We start from the raw sequence: 16,447 nt of genomic DNA, 5'->3' as shown, positions 1-16,447 counted from the left end.
AGGTGGTGGCATGACCTTCCCCTCCCCTACCCGCGAAGCGATCGTCGCGACGGCGAAGGAATCGATCGCGCGCGGATCGAAGAGTTTCGCAGCCGCCAGCCTGTTGTTCGACAAGCCGACTCGCGAGCGGGCGTGGCTGCTCTATGCTTGGTGCCGGCGGTGCGACGATATCGCCGACGGGCAGGATCACGGGCACGGCATGACCGTGGTCGACGATGCCCCGGCGCGGCTCGTCACGCTGTCCGCGATGACCGAGCAGGCGCTGGCGGGCGAAGTCGTCGGCGAACCCGCATTCGACGCGCTGCGGATCGTCGCCGCCGAGACGCGGATGCCCAAGCGGTTCGCGCGCGATTTGGTCGAGGGCTTCGCGCTCGATGCGCGCGAGTGGCGACCGCGCTCCGAAAACGACCTTTACAAATATTGCTACCATGTCGCGGGCGTCGTCGGCTGCATGATGGCGATCGCGATGGGGGTCGATCCCGAGGACGAGGACACACTCGACCGCGCCTGTGACCTGGGGATGGCATTCCAGCTCGCCAATATCATGCGCGATGTCGAGGAGGATGACCGGGTCGGGCGCTGCTACCTGCCCGAGGACTGGCTGGTCGAGATGGACTTTCCGCCCGGCCAGCACATGAAGCCGCCATTCCGCGCGCGCCTCGCGGTGCTCACCAAGCGAATGGCGGACCGCGCGGCGGCGTTCGAGGCGAGCGCACGGGAGGGCACGCCCGCGTTATCGTTCCGATCGGCCTGGGCCGTGCTGTCGGCGGCCGGTATCTATGGCGCAATCGGGCGGACCGTCGCAGCGCGTGGCGAGCATGCGTGGGATCACCGCGTTACGACGTCGGGGGCGCAGAAGCTGGGGTTTATCGCCAGAGCCGCGCGAGAGGCAGCGGCGCGGGAGCGGCTGTATCCACGCACGCCGCGCGATCCGCGGCTGTGGACACGACCGCGGTAGCTTAGTCTTTCACGCCTCACCCCTTATCCGTTCGCCCTGAGCGAAGTCGAAGGGCCTCCGTTCGGGACCTGTGCTTCGACTTCGCTCAGCACGAACGGGGAAGAGAGAGCGAAGGAGACGAACTCAAACCCGCTCGAACCAACATATCAGCCCCGGGGCTTGGCCTTGCCTGCCACGGCGATCTGCGCGCCCGCGGTGCGGCAGTTGGCACCGATCATCGGATAGGGAACGTCGGTGTTCTGCGCGAGCTGATCCGGCAACGCCGCGCGGCACTGCGCCATGGTTTCGTAACGCGCCGGCACGACCCGCGCCTCGGTGCAGTTCATATTGCCGTCACTGCAACCCATGATGGCCATGACGTAGAACAGCGGTTCCATTTCATTCTCCAGTGGATCGCCGTGCCCGGCGTTGGACACGATATGAAAAGCGACGAAGTGGCAGGATTGTTCCGTCAACCGCTTTCGCCGGGGCTTGACCGCGCCTACATCACCACCAGCAATGCCCCCTGATACCTACACCTCCACCCGCGCGGACCAGCCGTTGCTGCCGACGCTCCGCCGCTTTCTGCCATTCCTGTGGCCGGCGGGGCAGCCGAAGCTGAAGGTCCGGATCGTCGTCGCGATGCTGCTCGTGATCGCGTCGAAGCTGGTGCAGGTGTTCGGCGCGGCCTTCACGCTGAAATATGCGGTCGACCGGATGGCGGGGAACGACCGCGGCGCGCTGACGCTCGTCGCGCTGCTGGTGGTCGGCTATGCGGCGTCGCGGTTCGGAACGACGCTGTTCGACAATCTGCGCAACGCGGTGTTCGAGCGGGTCGGACAGGACGCGTCGCGGCGGCTGGCGGCGCAGGTGTTTCGCCACCTCCATGCGCTGAGCCTCGATTTCCATCTGTCGCGCCGAACGGGCGCAGTGACCAAGGTGGTCGAGCGCGGGACGAAGAGCATTGATACGATGCTCTATTTCCTGCTGTTCAACATTGCGCCGACGCTGTTCGAACTCGTGCTGGTGCTGGGCCTGTTCTGGACCAAGTTCGGCTGGCCGCTGGTCGTCGCGACGATCGTAATGGTGGTCGGCTATATCGCGTTCACGCGGATGGTCACCGACTGGCGCAACGCGCTGCGCGCACGCATGAACGACCTCGATACCGGTGCGGTCGCGCATGCGGTGGATTCGCTGCTGAACTTCGAGACGGTCAAGTATTTCGGCGCGGAGGAGCGCGAGGCAAAGCGCTATGACAGCGCGATTACCGCCTATTCCGAAGCCGCGGTGAAGAGCGAGAATTCGCTCGCATGGCTGAACCTCGGCCAGGCGCTGATCACCAACCTGATGCTCGCGGGCGGCATGGGCTTCGTCGTGTGGCGGTGGAGCCGGGGCGAGGCCTCGGCGGGCGACGTGGTCTTCGTCTCGACGCTGCTGGCGCAGCTCTTCCGGCCGCTCGACCTGCTCGGCATGGTGTATCGCACGATCCGCCAGGGCGCGCTCGACATGGCGGCGATGTTCGACCTGATCGACACGCCCGCTTCCGTGGTCGATGTGGCCGACGCCCCCGTACTCGCGGTCAGCGCGGGTCATGTCCGGTTCGAGAATGTCTCGTTCGGCTATGATGCGGGCCGTCCGATCCTGCGCGATCTCGAGCTCGACGTGCCCGCGGGATCGACGCTCGCGGTGGTCGGACCGTCGGGCGCGGGCAAGTCGACGCTCGCGCGGCTGCTTTACCGCTTCTACGACCTGACGGGCGGGCGGATCACCGTCGACGGGCAGGACATTGCGCAGGTCCGCCAGGCATCATTGCGCGCGGCAATCGGGATCGTCCCGCAGGACACCGTGCTGTTCAACGACACGATCGGCTACAACATCGCCTATGGCCGCGAGGGCGCGGAGATGCCCGACGTAGAGACGGCGGCGAAGGGCGCGGCGATCGCAGGGTTCATCGAACGCCAGCCGCTGGGCTATGCAACGCGCGTCGGCGAGCGTGGTCTGAAGCTGTCGGGCGGCGAGAAGCAGCGCGTGGCGATCGCACGCACGCTGCTGAAGAACCCGCCGATCCTGATCCTCGACGAGGCGACGTCCGCGCTCGACAGCCGCACCGAGGCGGAGATCCTCGACACGCTCGAGGCGATCGAGCGCGGCCGCACCACGATCGTGATCGCGCACCGGCTGTCGACCGTGGTGCATGCCGACCAGATTGTCGTGCTGGAGGCGGGGCGGATCGTCGAGAAGGGCACGCATGCCGAATTGCTGCGCGCGGACGGCGTGTATGCGGAGATGTGGAACCGCCAGGCGCAGGAGCGTGCGGGTGATGACGCGGGGGCGCTCGCGGCGGAATAAGGTCGTTGCTCCGTCTTCCACCCCGGCGAAGGCCGGGGTCCAGTTGGAGAGGTCTGAGTAACGGGGCGCGGTCTTTCATTACCGACGCCCCCCAACTGGGCCCCGGCCTTCGCCGGGGTGGTGTATCGTGCGAGGCTAGCCAGTTAACCGCACGTGAGCCGTACCTGCTTCTGCGGCCTGTCGAACACGATCGTGGAGTAGTGATCGAGCACGTCGGCGCCGAGCGTCAGGCGGTCGTGTTTGGGGTCGCGCTTGCCCTTAGCGGTGACGACGATCTCGTCGGGGTCGGGTGGTGCGGCGTCGGCTTCCGGAATCGACACGGCACCGCCGACGTCGCTGGCGCGGACGCCGAGCGTCGACAGCATCAGCGGGCCAACCGGGAGCGCGGTGGCGAGCATCATCGTGCGCACCGGCCGCACGATGCCGAAAGCGATTTCGACGGGCTCCAATGTACCGACGAGCGTGCCGCGCTGCGCCTCGGCGATCAGCGACGCGGCGTTGGCGGTGACCGTGGTGCGCGGGTGATAGGAATCGAAGCGGACGCGCACGGGCTGGCCGCCGATCATGATCTGCGCGAATTCGCCCGACAGCCGTCCGAACAGGCCGCCGCCATCGACCATCGGCAGCGCGACCGTCCGTTCGCTCGCGCGCGGCGCGTGGAGGGCGATACGCACGACGGGTTCGGGGAGCGACCCCGGCCCGATGCTGCCATCGCCGACGGTCGCATAGACGCGCCCGGTCCAGCGACCGTCGGCAGACCCTTTCTTGCGACTGGGAAAGCCGACCCGGCGTTTCACGCGGGTGGCGCCGAACGTCATCGGCCGCACGGTCGTGGCCTGCATCGCGCCCTTCCCGCCCACCGAATAGCCGATTTCCATCATGCCGCCTTTCAACCCGAGCCGGTCGGCGGCGGCGGTGGTCATGAGGACTAGCCCGGGCGCGCCAGGATCGACGCGGAGCGTGACTGGCGTGCCGTCGATCGTCGCGGCGATCATGCCACCGACCGGCACGTCTCGCACCGCCGCCGGCTTGTCCGCAGCGAAGCCCGCGCTGCCGATCGGGACGAGCCCGACCAAGACGAGCGCCGTGGCACCGCTCCGCAAACCAAAGCCTTTCATGCCACCTCCACCAATCGATCGCGAGGGGTGTTGCACATCGCTCGACGACCGCAACCGCATTCGCCACGAGTATGAATGTATGCCTCCCCGGCGGAGGCCGGGGTCCAGTTGGGAGACGTTGCTGACAAAGGACGTCCCATCGTTACGACCACCTTTCCAACTGGCCCCCGGCCTCCGCCGGGGAGGTGCATTCTATATGGTCGAGATGCCAAGCCCCGATGCTTCGTCGCGATAAGACCTGCGCGATCCTCGACATCCCCCCGAGGATCGCTACCTAGACGGCGATGGCACTCGACCCCCTTCCCGATCTCCAGCGCATCTTCGGCTTTCCTGATTTTCGTGGCGTGCAGCGCGATGTCGTCGACCGCGTGCTTGCGGGGCAGCGGACGCTGGCGGTGATGCCGACCGGGGCTGGCAAGTCGCTGTGCTACCAGTTGCCGGCAACGATGCTCGAGGGGACGTGCGTGGTCGTGTCGCCGCTGATCGCGCTGATGCACGACCAGCTGCGCGCCGCGACCGCGGTCGGGATCAAGGCGGCGACGCTGACGAGCGTGGATACCAATCGCGAGGAGACGATCGCGCGGTTCCGCGCGGGCGATCTCGACCTGCTGTACGTCGCGCCCGAGCGGGCCTCGAACGAGAGCTTCCGCAACCTTTTGTCTCAGGCGAAGCTCTCGCTTTTCGCGATTGACGAGGCGCACTGCGTCAGCGAATGGGGGCACGATTTCCGCCCCGACTATCGCCTGTTGCGGCCGCTGCTCGACAGCTTTCCCGACGTGCCGCGGCTCGCGCTGACCGCGACCGCCGATGCCCATACGCGCGCGGATATCCTCGAACAGCTCGGCATCTCGCGTGAAGGGCTGATCGTGTCGGGGTTCGACCGGCCGAACATCCGCTATGCGATCTCGGCGCGCGATAACGTCAACCGGCAGATTGCCGACATCCTCGAGAAGATCCCCGGGCCGGGGATCGTCTATGCGCAGACGCGCGCGGCAACCGAGAAGCTGGCCGAGGCGCTGGGGCGCAGCGGGCGGCCCACGCGCGCCTATCATGCCGGGCTCGATCCGCAGGTGCGCGCGAAGAACCAGGCGGATTTCGTCGCGAGCGAGGACATGGTGATCTGCGCCACGGTCGCGTTCGGGATGGGGATCGACAAGCCCGACGTGCGGTTCGTCGCGCATGCTGGGCTGCCGAAATCGATCGAGGCCTATTATCAGGAAACGGGGCGCGCGGGGCGCGACGGCGATCCGGCGATCGCGCATCTGTTCTGGGGCGCGGAGGATTTCGCGCGCGCCCGCCAGCGGATCGGCGAGGTCGAACCCGAGCGGCAAGCGGGCGAGCGTCAGCGGCTGACCGCGATGGGCGGGCTGGTCGAGACCGCGGGGTGTCGGCGACGGATCCTGCTCAAGCATTTCGGCGAGGACAGACAAGAGGATTGTGGCAATTGCGACAATTGCCTCGGCAATGTCGATGCGGTCGACGCGACCGAGACCGCGCGGAAATTCCTGTCGGCGGTGTTCCGGACGGGGCAGATGTTCGGCGTTGGCTATATCGAGGGTATCCTGACGGGCGTGTCGTCGGAGCGCAGCCTGATGAACGGGCATGAGGCGTTGTCGGTGTACGGGATCGTCGAGGGCGACGAGGTGGGGTTGCTGAAACCGGTCTCGCGCGCGCTGATGCTGAAGGACGCGCTGCGCACCAATCCACACGGCGGCCTCGAATTCGGACCGGCGGCGAAGGCGATCCTGAAAGGCGAGGCGGCGCTGTCGGTGATCGTGCCGCCCAAGCGCGAGCGGCGGCGCAAGGCTGCACCGGGGGCCGTGCCGAACCCGGTCGACGATCCGCTGTTCGAGGCGCTGCGCGTATGCCGCCGTGATCTGGCGAAGGACGCGGGCGTTCCGCCCTATGTGATCTTCCACGATTCGGTGCTGCGTGACATGGCGGCGCAGCGGCCCGCATCGCGCGCGGCGCTCGCGGTGCTATCGGGCATTGGCGCGCGCAAGCTCGACGCCTATGGGGATGCCTTTCTGGCAGTTATCCGCGAGTCCGCATGATCCGGCACATCAACGAAAGCATTTCGGTCGCGCCGCAGATCGCGGTCGAGCACGTCGCGGACATTGCCGCGGCGGGGTTCAAGACGATCGTCAACAACCGCCCCGACGACGAGGATGCGGGCCAGCCTTCGGGCGACGCGATCCGTGCGGCGGCCGAGGCGGCAGGCCTGAACTATGTCGCGATCCCGGTGACGCATGCGGGCTTTTCGCATCCGCAGATCGACGCGATGACCCAGGCGCTGACCGAGGCGAAAGGCCCCGTCCTCGCCTATTGCCGGTCGGGCACGCGGAGCTGCAATCTGTGGGCGCTCGCCGCGGCAAAGGCGGGGCGCAATCCCAACCTGCTGCTCGCGCAGGCCGAGGACGCAGGCTATGACCTGCGCGGGATCCGCCCGATGCTGGACGCGCTCGCAGGGCCGCGATGATCCCGATCGCGCTCGGCCCCGCGGTGATCGGGGCCGCGGTCGCGGCATTGGTGGCGTCGGTCGGTGGTATCGGCTGGGCAACGGTCCGGAAGCGGCGTGTGATACGGATCGAGACCGCCGAGGAGGCCGCCGAGGCGGCGCAGGCGCAACTGCCGGGCTTTGCCGTGTCAGGGGCCGTCGTCGGCGCCGATGGGCGCGGCGCGCTCGCGGTGGCGGAGGATGGCCGCGTCGCCGCGGTCAAGCGTGTCGGCAAGCGGATCGCAGTGCGCGAGGTCACCTGGCGGACGGTGCGCGCGACGCAGGAAGGAATCCTCGTCGAGACCGGCGACCGGACGCTTGGCGCGGTGATGCTCTCGCGGGTCGACGTGCTCGATATCCGGCGGCTGGCTCCCAGGAACATCGGCGTCTAGCGACCACCCTGCCGGCACCGCGATCGACACGCAAAAAAGACCCGGTGCGTTGTGCGCACCGGGCCAGGTTGTCCGCAGGAGGAACATCGTGGGTGCGGGCTCAGGCGGCCCGCTACCGGACAGGATCAGTTATAGGCACGCTCGCCATGCTCGCCGATGTCGAGACCCTCGACCTCGACTTCGGGCGAGACGCGCAGCCCGGTGACCGCCTTGGCGATCAGGATCGCGATCACGGTGCCGACCGAGGCCCAGATGATCGTGACGAGAACCGCCTGAATCTGCACCAGCAGCTTGGCGCCGATCGCATAGTCGGCGGCACCCGGCCCACCGAGCGACGGCGCATAGACCACCGCGGTTCCGATCGCGCCGACCATGCCGCCGATGCCGTGGATACCGAACGCGTCGAGCGAGTCGTCATAGCCGAGCAGCGGCTTGATCTTCGACACCGCCATGAAGCAGATCAGCGAGGCGATCGCGCCCAGCACGATCGCACCAAACGGGCCCGAATTGCCCGCCGCCGGCGTCACCGCGACCAGCCCTGCGACGATGCCCGAGCAGAAGCCGAGCGCCGAACCCTTGTGACCCGACAGCCGCTCGGCGAGCATCCAGAACAGTGCCGCCGACGCGGTCGCGACGAAGGTGTTGATCATCGCCAGCGCGGCCGACCCGTTCGCCTCGAGCGCGGAGCCGGCGTTGAAGCCGAACCAGCCCACCCAGAGCAGCCCGGTGCCGATCCCGGTCATCACCAGCGAATGCGGCGCCATCGGCTCCTTGGGATAGCCGATCCGCTTGCCGAGCATCAGTGCGGCGACCAGCGCGGAAACGCCCGCGTTGATGTGGACGACGGTACCGCCGGCGAAATCGAGCGCGCCGGCCTTGAAGAAATAGCCCGACGCGGCCCAGACCATGTGCGCGATCGGGAAATAGACGATCGTCAGCCAGACCAGGCCGAACACCATCACCGCGGAGAATTTCATCCGCTCGACGACCGAGCCCAGCACCAGCGCGATCGTGATCGCGGCGAAGGTCATCTGGAAACAGACGAAGACATATTCGGGAATTTCGACGCCCGCGGTGAAGGTCGCCGCCTGCGAGGCGGGGGTGATCCCCTTGAGGAATGCCTTGTCGAGGCTGCCGATGAAGTTGCTGAGCAGCGGATTGGTCACGTCGGGACCGAAGGCCAGCGTATAGCCCCACATCACCCAGATGAGCATCGCGAGTGCTGCGACCGCGCCGATCTGCGTCATCGTCGAGAGCATGTTCTTCGACCGGGTAAGACCGCCGTAGAACAGCGCGAGACCCGGCAGGATCATCATCAGGACGAGGATCGTCGAGGTCATCATCCAGGCGGTATCGCCCTTGTTGACGGTGGCGACGACGGGCGCGGCCGCGGGTGCGACGACCGTCTGCGCAAAGGCGGGCGCGGCGGCGACCAGCGCGGCACCGAACCCCAGAACCGCCGCGGCGGCTGTCTTCATGTCATGCTTCATCGTGTCCCCCTCCCCTCAGAGCGCCGAATCGTCGGTTTCGCCGGTGCGGATGCGCACCGCCTGGCTGACGTCGACCACAAAGATCTTGCCATCGCCGATCGCGCCGGTGTTGGCGGATGCCTGGATCGCCTCGACCACGCGATCCACCAGGCTCGTCGCGCACACGACCTCGACCTTGATCTTGGGCACCATGTTGGTCGTGTATTCGGCACCGCGATAAATCTCGGTCTGACCCTTTTGCCGGCCGAACCCCTTGACCTCGGTGACCGTCATGCCCGCCACGCCGAGCGTGGTGAGCGCTTCGCGCACCTCGTCGAGCTTGAACGGCTTGATGATGGCAATGACGAGTTTCATCGCGCCCCTTCCCCTTGTTACGCCGAACACAACGCAACGACCGTGCCAGTTTTCTGACAGGGTGTGGGATGGGGTGGAATACGGGGTGTCAGATGCGCCGGGCCGCTAGAAACTGTGCAGCGCGGGACAATTGCCTGAAAAACGGGCAGCGCGTCGCCGGACGATTTCTGATCAGCGGTCGGGAATGATCGCGCGTGCCTCGGCGAAATCGTCGGCGTCGACCATCACGCGGACCGGGATCAGCAGATCGCTGCCGTCGCCGATCGCCATGTCGCCGTCGAACACGATCGCGGCAATGCCCTCGCTTTCGAGCCGGCCGGCGATGATCAGCGCCTCGTTGCGGCTGTAGCGGCCAAGCTCGGCGAGACTCATCGGGCTGCACCGGGCGCGATGGTCGGCACCCGCGTCGGCAGACCATCGATGCTGCGCGGATGTTCGGCCCATTCGGCGAGCCGTTCGGCGTCGCTCTGCCCGGCGTGATATTTGGACAGAGTCTGGCGTTCGTGATCGAGCATCATGACGGGCACGCCCCAACCGCAGCTCGTCTGCACCTGATCGACCGCGATCTCGAAGATCTGCCGCGTACCAGGCAACGGCGTGAACTGCGCATAGAGCGCGTCCCAGCGATCGTCCTGCGGCAGCACCGCGGTGCCGTGGCCATAGATGCGGAAGATGAGCGCGGGGCGGTCAAACGCGCAGAACATGATCGTGATGCGTCCGTCGGCGGCGAGATGCGCATTGGTCTCGTTCCCCGAGCCACCGACGTCGAGATAGGCGACGGTGCCAGCGTCGAGCACGCGGAAGCTGTCCATCCCCTTGGGGCTGAGGTTGATCCGCGCACCCTCGGCCGCGGTCGCGACGAAGAACACGGGCTGGCGTTCGACGAACGCGCGGTGCGCATCGGTAAGGGCGGGGAAGAAGTCCATGGCAACACCCTATCAGGACCACCGCTCAGACGCGAACGGTGAACCGCTTTTCCAAGCCACTGAAAACGCGGTTTGCGAATCGGTCGCAACGCTATTGCAAATCAGTCGCGACAACAGTAGCGAGCCGGAAAGGGGTTTTTCATGTCCGAACGTCGCTTCGCCCGCCTGCTGCTCGCCGGCACCATTCTCACGGCCGCGCTGTCCGCAACACCGGCCTGGGCCGGGTCCGCCCCGGAGGACACGACCCCCAACGCGTCCGTGGCAGCGGCAACAAGCCTCGACGAATCCGACGCGTCCGAACCGCAGGATCACGGCGTGATCGTCGTGACCGGCGAGAAGGCGACGACGATCGCGTCGTCGGGGACGAAGAGCGCAACGCCGATCGTCGAGACGCCGCAGTCGATCAGCGTGATCAGCGCCGGTGACATTGCCGGGCTGGGGCTGCAGAACCTCAATCAGGCGCTGCGCTTCGTTGCGGGCGTCACCCCCGAGACGCGCGGTGCATCCGCCGAGGTGTACGACCAGTTCAAGCTGCGCGGGTTCGACGCACCGGTCTATCTCGACGGCCTGCGCCAGTTCGGCAGCGCGACCGGCTATGCGGTACCGCAGGTCGACGTGTCGCGGCTCGATCGGGTCGAGATTATCAAGGGCCCGGCGTCGGTGCTCTATGGCCAGTCGAGCCCGGGCGGTCTGGTCGCGGAGGTCAGCAAGCTGCCGCTTGATCGCGCAACCTATGGTGCGGTCAGCGGCACCTATGGCACCTACGACCTGTACCGCGTCGACGCCGATATCGGCGGGCGCGCAGGGGACGGCGTGCTGTGGCGCATCTATGGCAGCGCGAATGGCGCCGACGATCAGCAGACGCAGGGCCAGGGCAAGCGCGAGCGCCAGACGATCTCCGCCGCGGTGACCGCCGGCGCGGGCAGCAGCACCAGCTTCACGCTGCTCGGCGCCTATTCGCACGATCCGTTCAATGGCAATTACGGGGTGTTCCCGACGCTCGGGACGCTGATCGACAACCCGGCAGGCAAGATCTCGACCAAATTCTATGGTGGCGAGCCCGGGGACTTCTTCCGTCGCGAACAGGCCGCGCTGACCTATATCTTCAATCACGATTTCGGTAGCGGCTGGGCGCTGCGCTCGTCGGGGCGCTATCAATATGTAAAGAGCCGGATGGGGCTGGTCTATACCAGCGGACCCGCGGTCGATCCGCTCGCGGTAGCGCCGACGCTGTATGCCCGGTCCTCCTATTCGACGCGGGAGCAGCTCAACAACTGGACGTTCGACAATCAGCTGACGGGCAAGGTCGTCACTGGCCCCGTCACGCACAACCTGTTGTTCGGGGTCGACCGTCAGGTCGCGCATTCGGCGGGGCTCTCGGCCTTTGGCGGCGGGACGCCGATCGACGTTTTCAACCCGGTCTATGGGACGATGCCCACGCCGCAGACGCCAGCCGATGTCCAAGCGTCCTTCGGCATCGGTTCCGCCAATGTCCGCCAGCGTCAGCAGGGGATTTATGCGCAGGACCAGATCGCGGTCGGCGGGCTGCGCGTGACGCTGAGCGGCCGCCAGGACTGGGCCCGCCAGGAACGCAACGGCAAGGCGCAGAAAGACGAGAAGTTCACCTGGCGCGCGGGTGCGCTGTACCTGCTGCCGTTCGGGCTGGCGCCCTATGCAAGCTACTCGACCTCGTTCCAGCCGGAGAATGCGGAACTGCGCGATGGCAGCCCCCCGAAGCCGTCTCTCGGCAAGCAGATCGAGGCGGGGGTGAAATATCAGCCGACCGGCACGTCGATCCTCGTCACCGCAGCCTGGTTCCGGATCGAGCAGACCAATGTCGTCGTGTCCTATCCCGATTTCACGGCGGAGCAGATCGGCAAGGTCCGGTCGCAGGGTGTCGAGGTCGAGGCGAGCGCGCCGCTGCCCTACGGCTTCAACGCCAAGCTCGCCTATAGCCGCCAGCGCGTGAAGAAGGTCGAGGACGTCGTTGCCGCCAATATCGGCCTGCCGCTCGCGACGGTCGGGCGCGGCGGAATCTCGGCGAACCTCGAATGGGCGCCGACCGAGGGGCCGGCATCGGGCTTTGCGATCGGCGGCGCGGTGCGGCACGTCGACAAGACCTATGCCGATTTCTATTCGGACGGCGTCGCGCGCTATTCACCCGCCTATACGGTGTTCGACGCGCTGCTGCGCTACGATCTGGGCAAGCTCAGCCCGCGGCTCGCCAATGTCGATCTCGGCGTCAACGCGACCAACCTGTTCGACAAGAAGTATCTGACGAGCTGCTTCGCCAACTATGCCTGGTGCTGGTACGGCAACCGCCGCACGGTGCAGGCAACGATCGGGTATCGCTGGTAACGGGCCGCTCGGCCCTGCGCGGGCGGTTTATGCGCAGGTCGATGGCACATCTTGGCGTGTCGGCCGTTCAGCGGTCCGAGCGCATTCGTTCCGGATGCCGTCCAGCATAGGAGTTTAGCATGAACACGACGACCTTGAAGGGTGAAGGCCAGGATCTGCTCGGTTCGGTGAAGCAGGCAGCAGGCAATGCAACGGGCGACAGCTCGCTTCAGGCCGGCGGCGTCGCCGACCAGATCGCAGGCACCGCGAACAAGGCGATCGGCACCGCGACCGACACCGTCGCACCGCTCGCCGACAAGGCGCGTGCGTTTGCCAAGGATCGTCCGTTCGCCACCGCGGCGCTGGTCGGCGTCGTCGGCATCGCGCTGCTCAACACGCTGCGCGGCAAGTGATCGCCCGGGGCCGCGTCCGCGCGGCCCCGCTGGTCGGAGGATCCCGGCGGTGTCGGCATGGGGTGACCGCCTCGTGAGTCGACCCGCCGGCCTCTGGATCGGCACCAATCGTGGTGGGCTCCATCCGCTACGACACGGCGATGGCTGGTCGACCGGCACGCCCTATCCTGACGCGATAAACGTGTCCTTCGGCGTCCATTCGCCGCGCCATGACCTCCATTATCTCGTCGACGAGCGCGATGACGGCGCGATCGGCGTGTATCGCGCGACCGCCGACGGCTGGCGACAGATCGCCCGCGTGGCGGTCGATGGGAACGCGCCTTGTCATCTCGCGCTGAGTCACGACCAGAGCCTGCTCGCCGTCGCTAATTATGCGAGCGGGAGCGTGTCGGTCGTGAACCTCAATTCGCACGGTCTGCCGATCGCGCCAACGCATGTCTTTGCCCATAAAGGATCGGGTCCGAACCGCGAGCGTCAGACGAGCCCGCATGCACACTGGGTCGGGTTCGACGCCGAGGATCGCTGGCTTTATGCAACCGATCTGGGGACGGACGAGATCCGCGCCTTCGCGGTGGCGCCGGCGCCGGGCGGCAACCGTGTCCGGGCGGCCGGAACAGCCTTTCACGCACCAGCGGGATCGGGGCCACGCCATCTGCTGCTGCATCCGCATGTCCAGCGCATGGCATATCTTGCCAACGAACTTGCGAACACGCTGACCGTGCTGGTCGGCGGCGAGGGTCGGTTCTCGGCAGCAAGGACCGTGTCGACGCTACCAGAAGAATATGAGGGTCCGAGCATCGTCGCGCATCTGGCGATCAACGCGGCGGGGGACCGGCTCTATGTCTCCAACCGCGGGCATGACAGCATCGCGGTCTTCGCGCTCGACCCGGATGGTGACCCGCGGCTGATCCAGCATGCACCGGCGGGGGCGGCCTATCCGCGACACTTCGTGCTGTTGGAGGACGAGGGCCTGATGGTCGTCGCGAACGAGAAGGACGAATGCGTGACGCTGCTGCCGATCGACGCGGACGGGCTGCTCGGGCCGCATGTCGCCCGCGTCGCGGTTCCGGGGGCGGCGTTCGTCCTGCCCCTCTAGGCTGCATGTCGGCGCTCAGCGATAGGCGAGCGTCCAGCCGGGCGGCAGATAGTCGGTCGACATGTAATAATAGAAGAGGCAGCTGCCATCAGCGCGGTAGGTGCCGCCCTTGACGAGGCCGAGTGCGACCTGCCCTTCGAAAACCGGCGCGCCGCTGTCACCCGACTTGCATGTCGGCCCGTCGACCGCGACCCAGGTCGGCAGGCACGCGCCGCCGCACAGATCGCCCGCGGGGGCAAAATCGACCATCGCGACCGGCGCACAGCTATAGCCGGTACGCTCGCCGCGGTGACAGACGAAGTCGCCCGCGCGCGTGCTGGTCCGGTTGCGCCATGTCGCGACGGTCCTGAGCCGGGTCTTGGCGGTATCGGCAAAGAAGGCGGGCAGCCGTGGCGCAGTCGCCGGCAGCGCGGGCGCGCGGTTGATCTGGACGTCCTGATACCCCCAGCCCCATTGGCCGACATAGGGCAGCGCGATCGCCCGCCGCTCCGTGCCCGCCGGCGGCCGTCCGACATAATCGAGCGTGTCGGGACAATGCGCGGCGGTGGCGATCGCATCCGCGACGCCATCGGTGACGACGAATCCCGTCGTGCAGATATAGCGCCGGCCGTCGACCGTCCCGACCACCCGCCCCCCGCCCGCGACGTCCGGCATCACGGTCACTGCGTCGGCACGCGGGATCGTCGCCACGGGGATCCCGGGCACTGTGGCGCCCGGCGTGGCCGTTACGCTCGTCTGAAGCGCCATCGGCAGCATCAGGCGGTCACTGGCTTCGATCCGCACGGGAACGCCGGTCATATCGGCGAACTTCGCGGTAAGTGCGCCATCCCGGTCGAGCGCAAGGTCCGCGGTCGCGACCATCACGACGAGCGTGCCGGTCCGCTGATCCGCACCGATGCCGGGGGGATGCGGAAGCGCGGCGCGGATCGCCGCCTGGAAGGTGCGGATCTGGCCGAGGATCCGGTCGAGCGTCGCCGCCGCGCCGGTCCGGAACACCAGCGGGACGCTCATCCCCCCCGCCTCGACGACGCGGTCCGCGACCGGGTCGGTGCCGGTCAGCAGCACCACGATCCGGTAGGCCGGGTCATGCTCGACCGCGATGCCGGCAAGGCGATCGGCGAATTCGCGGCGCAGCGCGTCGGTGACGGGTATCGTCGCCGCCTGCGCCCGCATCCGGTGGAGCGCGACATCGAGCGGCACGCCGAACCGCCGCGCATATTGCGCCGCGTCCTGCATCGCCGCATCGACGGGGAACTGGAGCTGGGGGGCATCGACCGACGCGATCTGTGACGGGGCGGGCGGCGCGACACCGGTCTGCGCCGCGCCGGATGGTACCGGGAGCCACAATCCCGCAACCAGCGCTCCGGCCAGCCCCGCCTGCATCCATTTCGCTGTCATGATCGGCAAACGTCCAGTTTCGGGGGCCAGCACCGGGTCGCGGACCGTGCGCCACGACCGCCCCTGACCCCGACCCCGCCTAGCGCACCGGCGCGGTGTCGCGCGAGACGGATTTTAACGCGCGTCGCGCGCATGCCCCCGCGGGATCGCCGCCATTGTGCCCTAGGTTCGGCGGTGCAGCACTGCGCTGCGATTACAAAGGAATGCCACAGTGACTCTTGCTTTACCCGCCCGACATTTCTCGCCGGCCCCGCGGCCTGCAACCGCGACCACAGCCGGGATCGCGGCCCCCGCCCCCACCCCGCCGCTATTCGCGCTCGACCAGCTCGAGGTGACGTTCGACCCGCAGGCCGACACGCTGTGGACCTATATGCGGCCAAGGACGCGGCCGAGCTTCAACCCTGCGCTGCTCGCGGACTTTGGTCAGTGGCAGGCCGATATCCACAGCGCCCACACTTCCGGAGCGATGCCGATTCGCTATCTCGTGCTCGGCTCGCGATTCCCCGGCGTCTTCTCGCTCGGGGGTGATCTCGACCTGTTCGCACAGCATATCCGCGCCGGTCACCGCGAGGCGCTGGTCCAATATGGCCGTGCCTGCGTGCAGATCCTGCATCGCAACCTGCGCGGCCTCGACCTGCCGATCGTGACGATCGGTCTGGTCGAGGGCGATGCGCTGGGCGGCGGGTTCGAGGCGCTGCTGTCGTTCAACGTCGTCGTCGCCGAACGCGGCGCGAGCTTCGGCCTTCCCGAGACCGTGTTCGGGCTGTTCCCCGGCATGGGGGCGCACTGCTTCCTGTCGCGGCGTCTGGGCGCGGCGCGCGCCGAGCAGATGATCCTCAGCGGGCGCAACTACAGCGCGGAGGAGCTCTATGATCTGGGTATCGTCCACGCGCTCGCCGACCCCGGGCAGGGCCGCCGGGTGGTCGAGGATTATATCCGCCAGAACCGGCGTCGCCACAGCGGGCATTGCGCGATCTACGAGGCGTCGCGCGCGGTCAATCCGCTGACGCTCGACGAGCTCGAGGCGGTGGTCGACCTGTGGGCGGACGCCGCGCTGCGCCTCAGCGAGGGGGATCTCAAGCTGATGCGGCGGCTCGTCGCGGCGCAGACCCGTCTGCTCGACAAGCCGAAAGGCTGACG

At 67.4% G+C, this 16,447-nt stretch carries 16 protein-coding genes; 9 read left to right on the top strand and 7 right to left on the bottom strand.

Going from position 1 to position 16,447, the window contains the following annotated elements:
* Positions 1-10: 10 nt before the first annotated feature.
* Positions 11-958, top strand: a complete 948-nt coding sequence (locus tag FHY04_RS07720) for a phytoene/squalene synthase family protein (RefSeq protein ID WP_183936022.1) — start codon at positions 11-13, stop codon at positions 956-958.
* 146 nt (positions 959-1,104) lie between these two features.
* On the opposite strand, the gene FHY04_RS07715 is transcribed toward FHY04_RS07720, so the two are convergent.
* Positions 1,105-1,413, bottom strand: a complete 309-nt coding sequence (locus tag FHY04_RS07715; RefSeq protein ID WP_260171385.1) for a hypothetical protein — start codon at positions 1,411-1,413, stop codon at positions 1,105-1,107.
* A 43-nt stretch (positions 1,414-1,456) separates the two neighbouring features.
* Between FHY04_RS07715 and FHY04_RS07710 the strand changes: the two genes are divergently transcribed.
* Positions 1,457-3,286 carry an ABC transporter ATP-binding protein/permease gene (locus tag FHY04_RS07710; RefSeq protein ID WP_183936021.1) on the top strand — a complete coding sequence of 610 codons (1,830 nt, stop codon included), beginning with the start codon at positions 1,457-1,459 and terminating at the stop codon, positions 3,284-3,286.
* A gap of 143 nt (positions 3,287-3,429) precedes the next feature.
* Here FHY04_RS07710 and FHY04_RS07705 read toward each other — a convergent pair whose 3' ends face one another.
* Positions 3,430-4,404, bottom strand: coding sequence for an aspartyl protease family protein (locus FHY04_RS07705; RefSeq protein WP_183936020.1), 975 nt, complete (start codon positions 4,402-4,404; stop codon positions 3,430-3,432).
* A 284-nt stretch (positions 4,405-4,688) separates the two neighbouring features.
* Here FHY04_RS07705 and recQ point away from each other — a divergent pair, with 284 nt between their 5' ends.
* Genes recQ through FHY04_RS07690 form a run of 3 tightly spaced genes read left to right on the top strand, consistent with a single transcriptional unit; the run spans position 4,689 to position 7,293 of the window.
* A complete protein-coding gene (gene recQ / locus FHY04_RS07700; RefSeq protein WP_183936019.1) occupies positions 4,689-6,458 on the top strand; it encodes a DNA helicase RecQ in 1,770 nt (589 codons plus the stop codon).
* On the top strand, positions 6,455-6,883 hold the full coding sequence (locus tag FHY04_RS07695) for a TIGR01244 family sulfur transferase (RefSeq protein ID WP_031394698.1): 429 nt from the start codon (positions 6,455-6,457) through the stop codon (positions 6,881-6,883). The genes recQ and FHY04_RS07695 overlap by 4 nt, the downstream gene beginning before the upstream one ends.
* Positions 6,880-7,293 carry a hypothetical protein gene (locus FHY04_RS07690; protein ID WP_183936018.1) on the top strand — a complete coding sequence of 138 codons (414 nt, stop codon included), beginning with the start codon at positions 6,880-6,882 and terminating at the stop codon, positions 7,291-7,293. Before FHY04_RS07695 ends, FHY04_RS07690 begins: the two co-directional genes overlap by 4 nt.
* Before the next feature lie 125 nt (positions 7,294-7,418).
* Here the strand turns inward: FHY04_RS07690 and FHY04_RS07685 are convergent, their stop codons facing one another.
* The 4 genes from FHY04_RS07685 to FHY04_RS07670 all read right to left on the bottom strand — a co-directional run bounded on the left by FHY04_RS07685 (position 7,419) and on the right by FHY04_RS07670 (position 10,063).
* Positions 7,419-8,771, bottom strand: a complete 1,353-nt coding sequence (locus FHY04_RS07685; protein ID WP_031394700.1) for an ammonium transporter — start codon at positions 8,769-8,771, stop codon at positions 7,419-7,421.
* A gap of 27 nt (positions 8,772-8,798) precedes the next feature.
* The gene (locus FHY04_RS07680; protein ID WP_031439291.1) at positions 8,799-9,137 is read right to left on the bottom strand and encodes a P-II family nitrogen regulator; all 339 of its coding nucleotides are present in this window, start codon (positions 9,135-9,137) and stop codon (positions 8,799-8,801) included.
* 171 nt (positions 9,138-9,308) lie between these two features.
* Entirely contained in the window at positions 9,309-9,509 is a 201-nt protein-coding gene (locus FHY04_RS07675; RefSeq protein ID WP_031439290.1) for a DUF2007 domain-containing protein, read from the bottom strand.
* Positions 9,506-10,063 (bottom strand): pyridoxamine 5'-phosphate oxidase family protein, encoded by a 558-nt coding sequence (locus tag FHY04_RS07670; RefSeq protein WP_183936016.1) that lies wholly within the window; start codon positions 10,061-10,063, stop codon positions 9,506-9,508. Before FHY04_RS07670 ends, FHY04_RS07675 begins: the two co-directional genes overlap by 4 nt.
* A gap of 141 nt (positions 10,064-10,204) precedes the next feature.
* Here FHY04_RS07670 and FHY04_RS07665 point away from each other — a divergent pair, with 141 nt between their 5' ends.
* The 3 genes from FHY04_RS07665 (at position 10,205) to FHY04_RS07655 (ending at position 13,909) form a co-directional block, all read left to right on the top strand.
* Positions 10,205-12,421 carry a TonB-dependent siderophore receptor gene (locus FHY04_RS07665; protein ID WP_183936015.1) on the top strand — a complete coding sequence of 739 codons (2,217 nt, stop codon included), beginning with the start codon at positions 10,205-10,207 and terminating at the stop codon, positions 12,419-12,421.
* A 119-nt stretch (positions 12,422-12,540) separates the two neighbouring features.
* Positions 12,541-12,813, top strand: a complete 273-nt coding sequence (locus tag FHY04_RS07660) for a CsbD family protein (RefSeq protein ID WP_031396253.1) — start codon at positions 12,541-12,543, stop codon at positions 12,811-12,813.
* A 73-nt stretch (positions 12,814-12,886) separates the two neighbouring features.
* Positions 12,887-13,909, top strand: a complete 1,023-nt coding sequence (locus FHY04_RS07655) for a lactonase family protein (protein ID WP_183936014.1) — start codon at positions 12,887-12,889, stop codon at positions 13,907-13,909.
* A gap of 15 nt (positions 13,910-13,924) precedes the next feature.
* Here the strand turns inward: FHY04_RS07655 and FHY04_RS07650 are convergent, their stop codons facing one another.
* Complete coding sequence (locus FHY04_RS07650; RefSeq protein WP_183936013.1) at positions 13,925-15,307, bottom strand: hypothetical protein; 1,383 nt, start codon at positions 15,305-15,307, stop codon at positions 13,925-13,927.
* A 211-nt stretch (positions 15,308-15,518) separates the two neighbouring features.
* Between FHY04_RS07650 and FHY04_RS07645 the strand changes: the two genes are divergently transcribed.
* Positions 15,519-16,445 carry a crotonase/enoyl-CoA hydratase family protein gene (locus tag FHY04_RS07645; protein WP_042466417.1) on the top strand — a complete coding sequence of 309 codons (927 nt, stop codon included), beginning with the start codon at positions 15,519-15,521 and terminating at the stop codon, positions 16,443-16,445.
* The last annotated feature ends 2 nt before the right edge of the window (positions 16,446-16,447 follow it).

The sequence above is a fragment of the Sphingomonas sp. BK481 genome, from assembly GCF_014194875.1.
GTDB classification, from domain to species: Bacteria; Pseudomonadota; Alphaproteobacteria; order Sphingomonadales; family Sphingomonadaceae; genus Sphingomonas; species Sphingomonas aerolata.
Note: the sequence above shows the minus strand (reverse complement) of the source record. Positions and strands in the feature narration are given on the sequence as shown.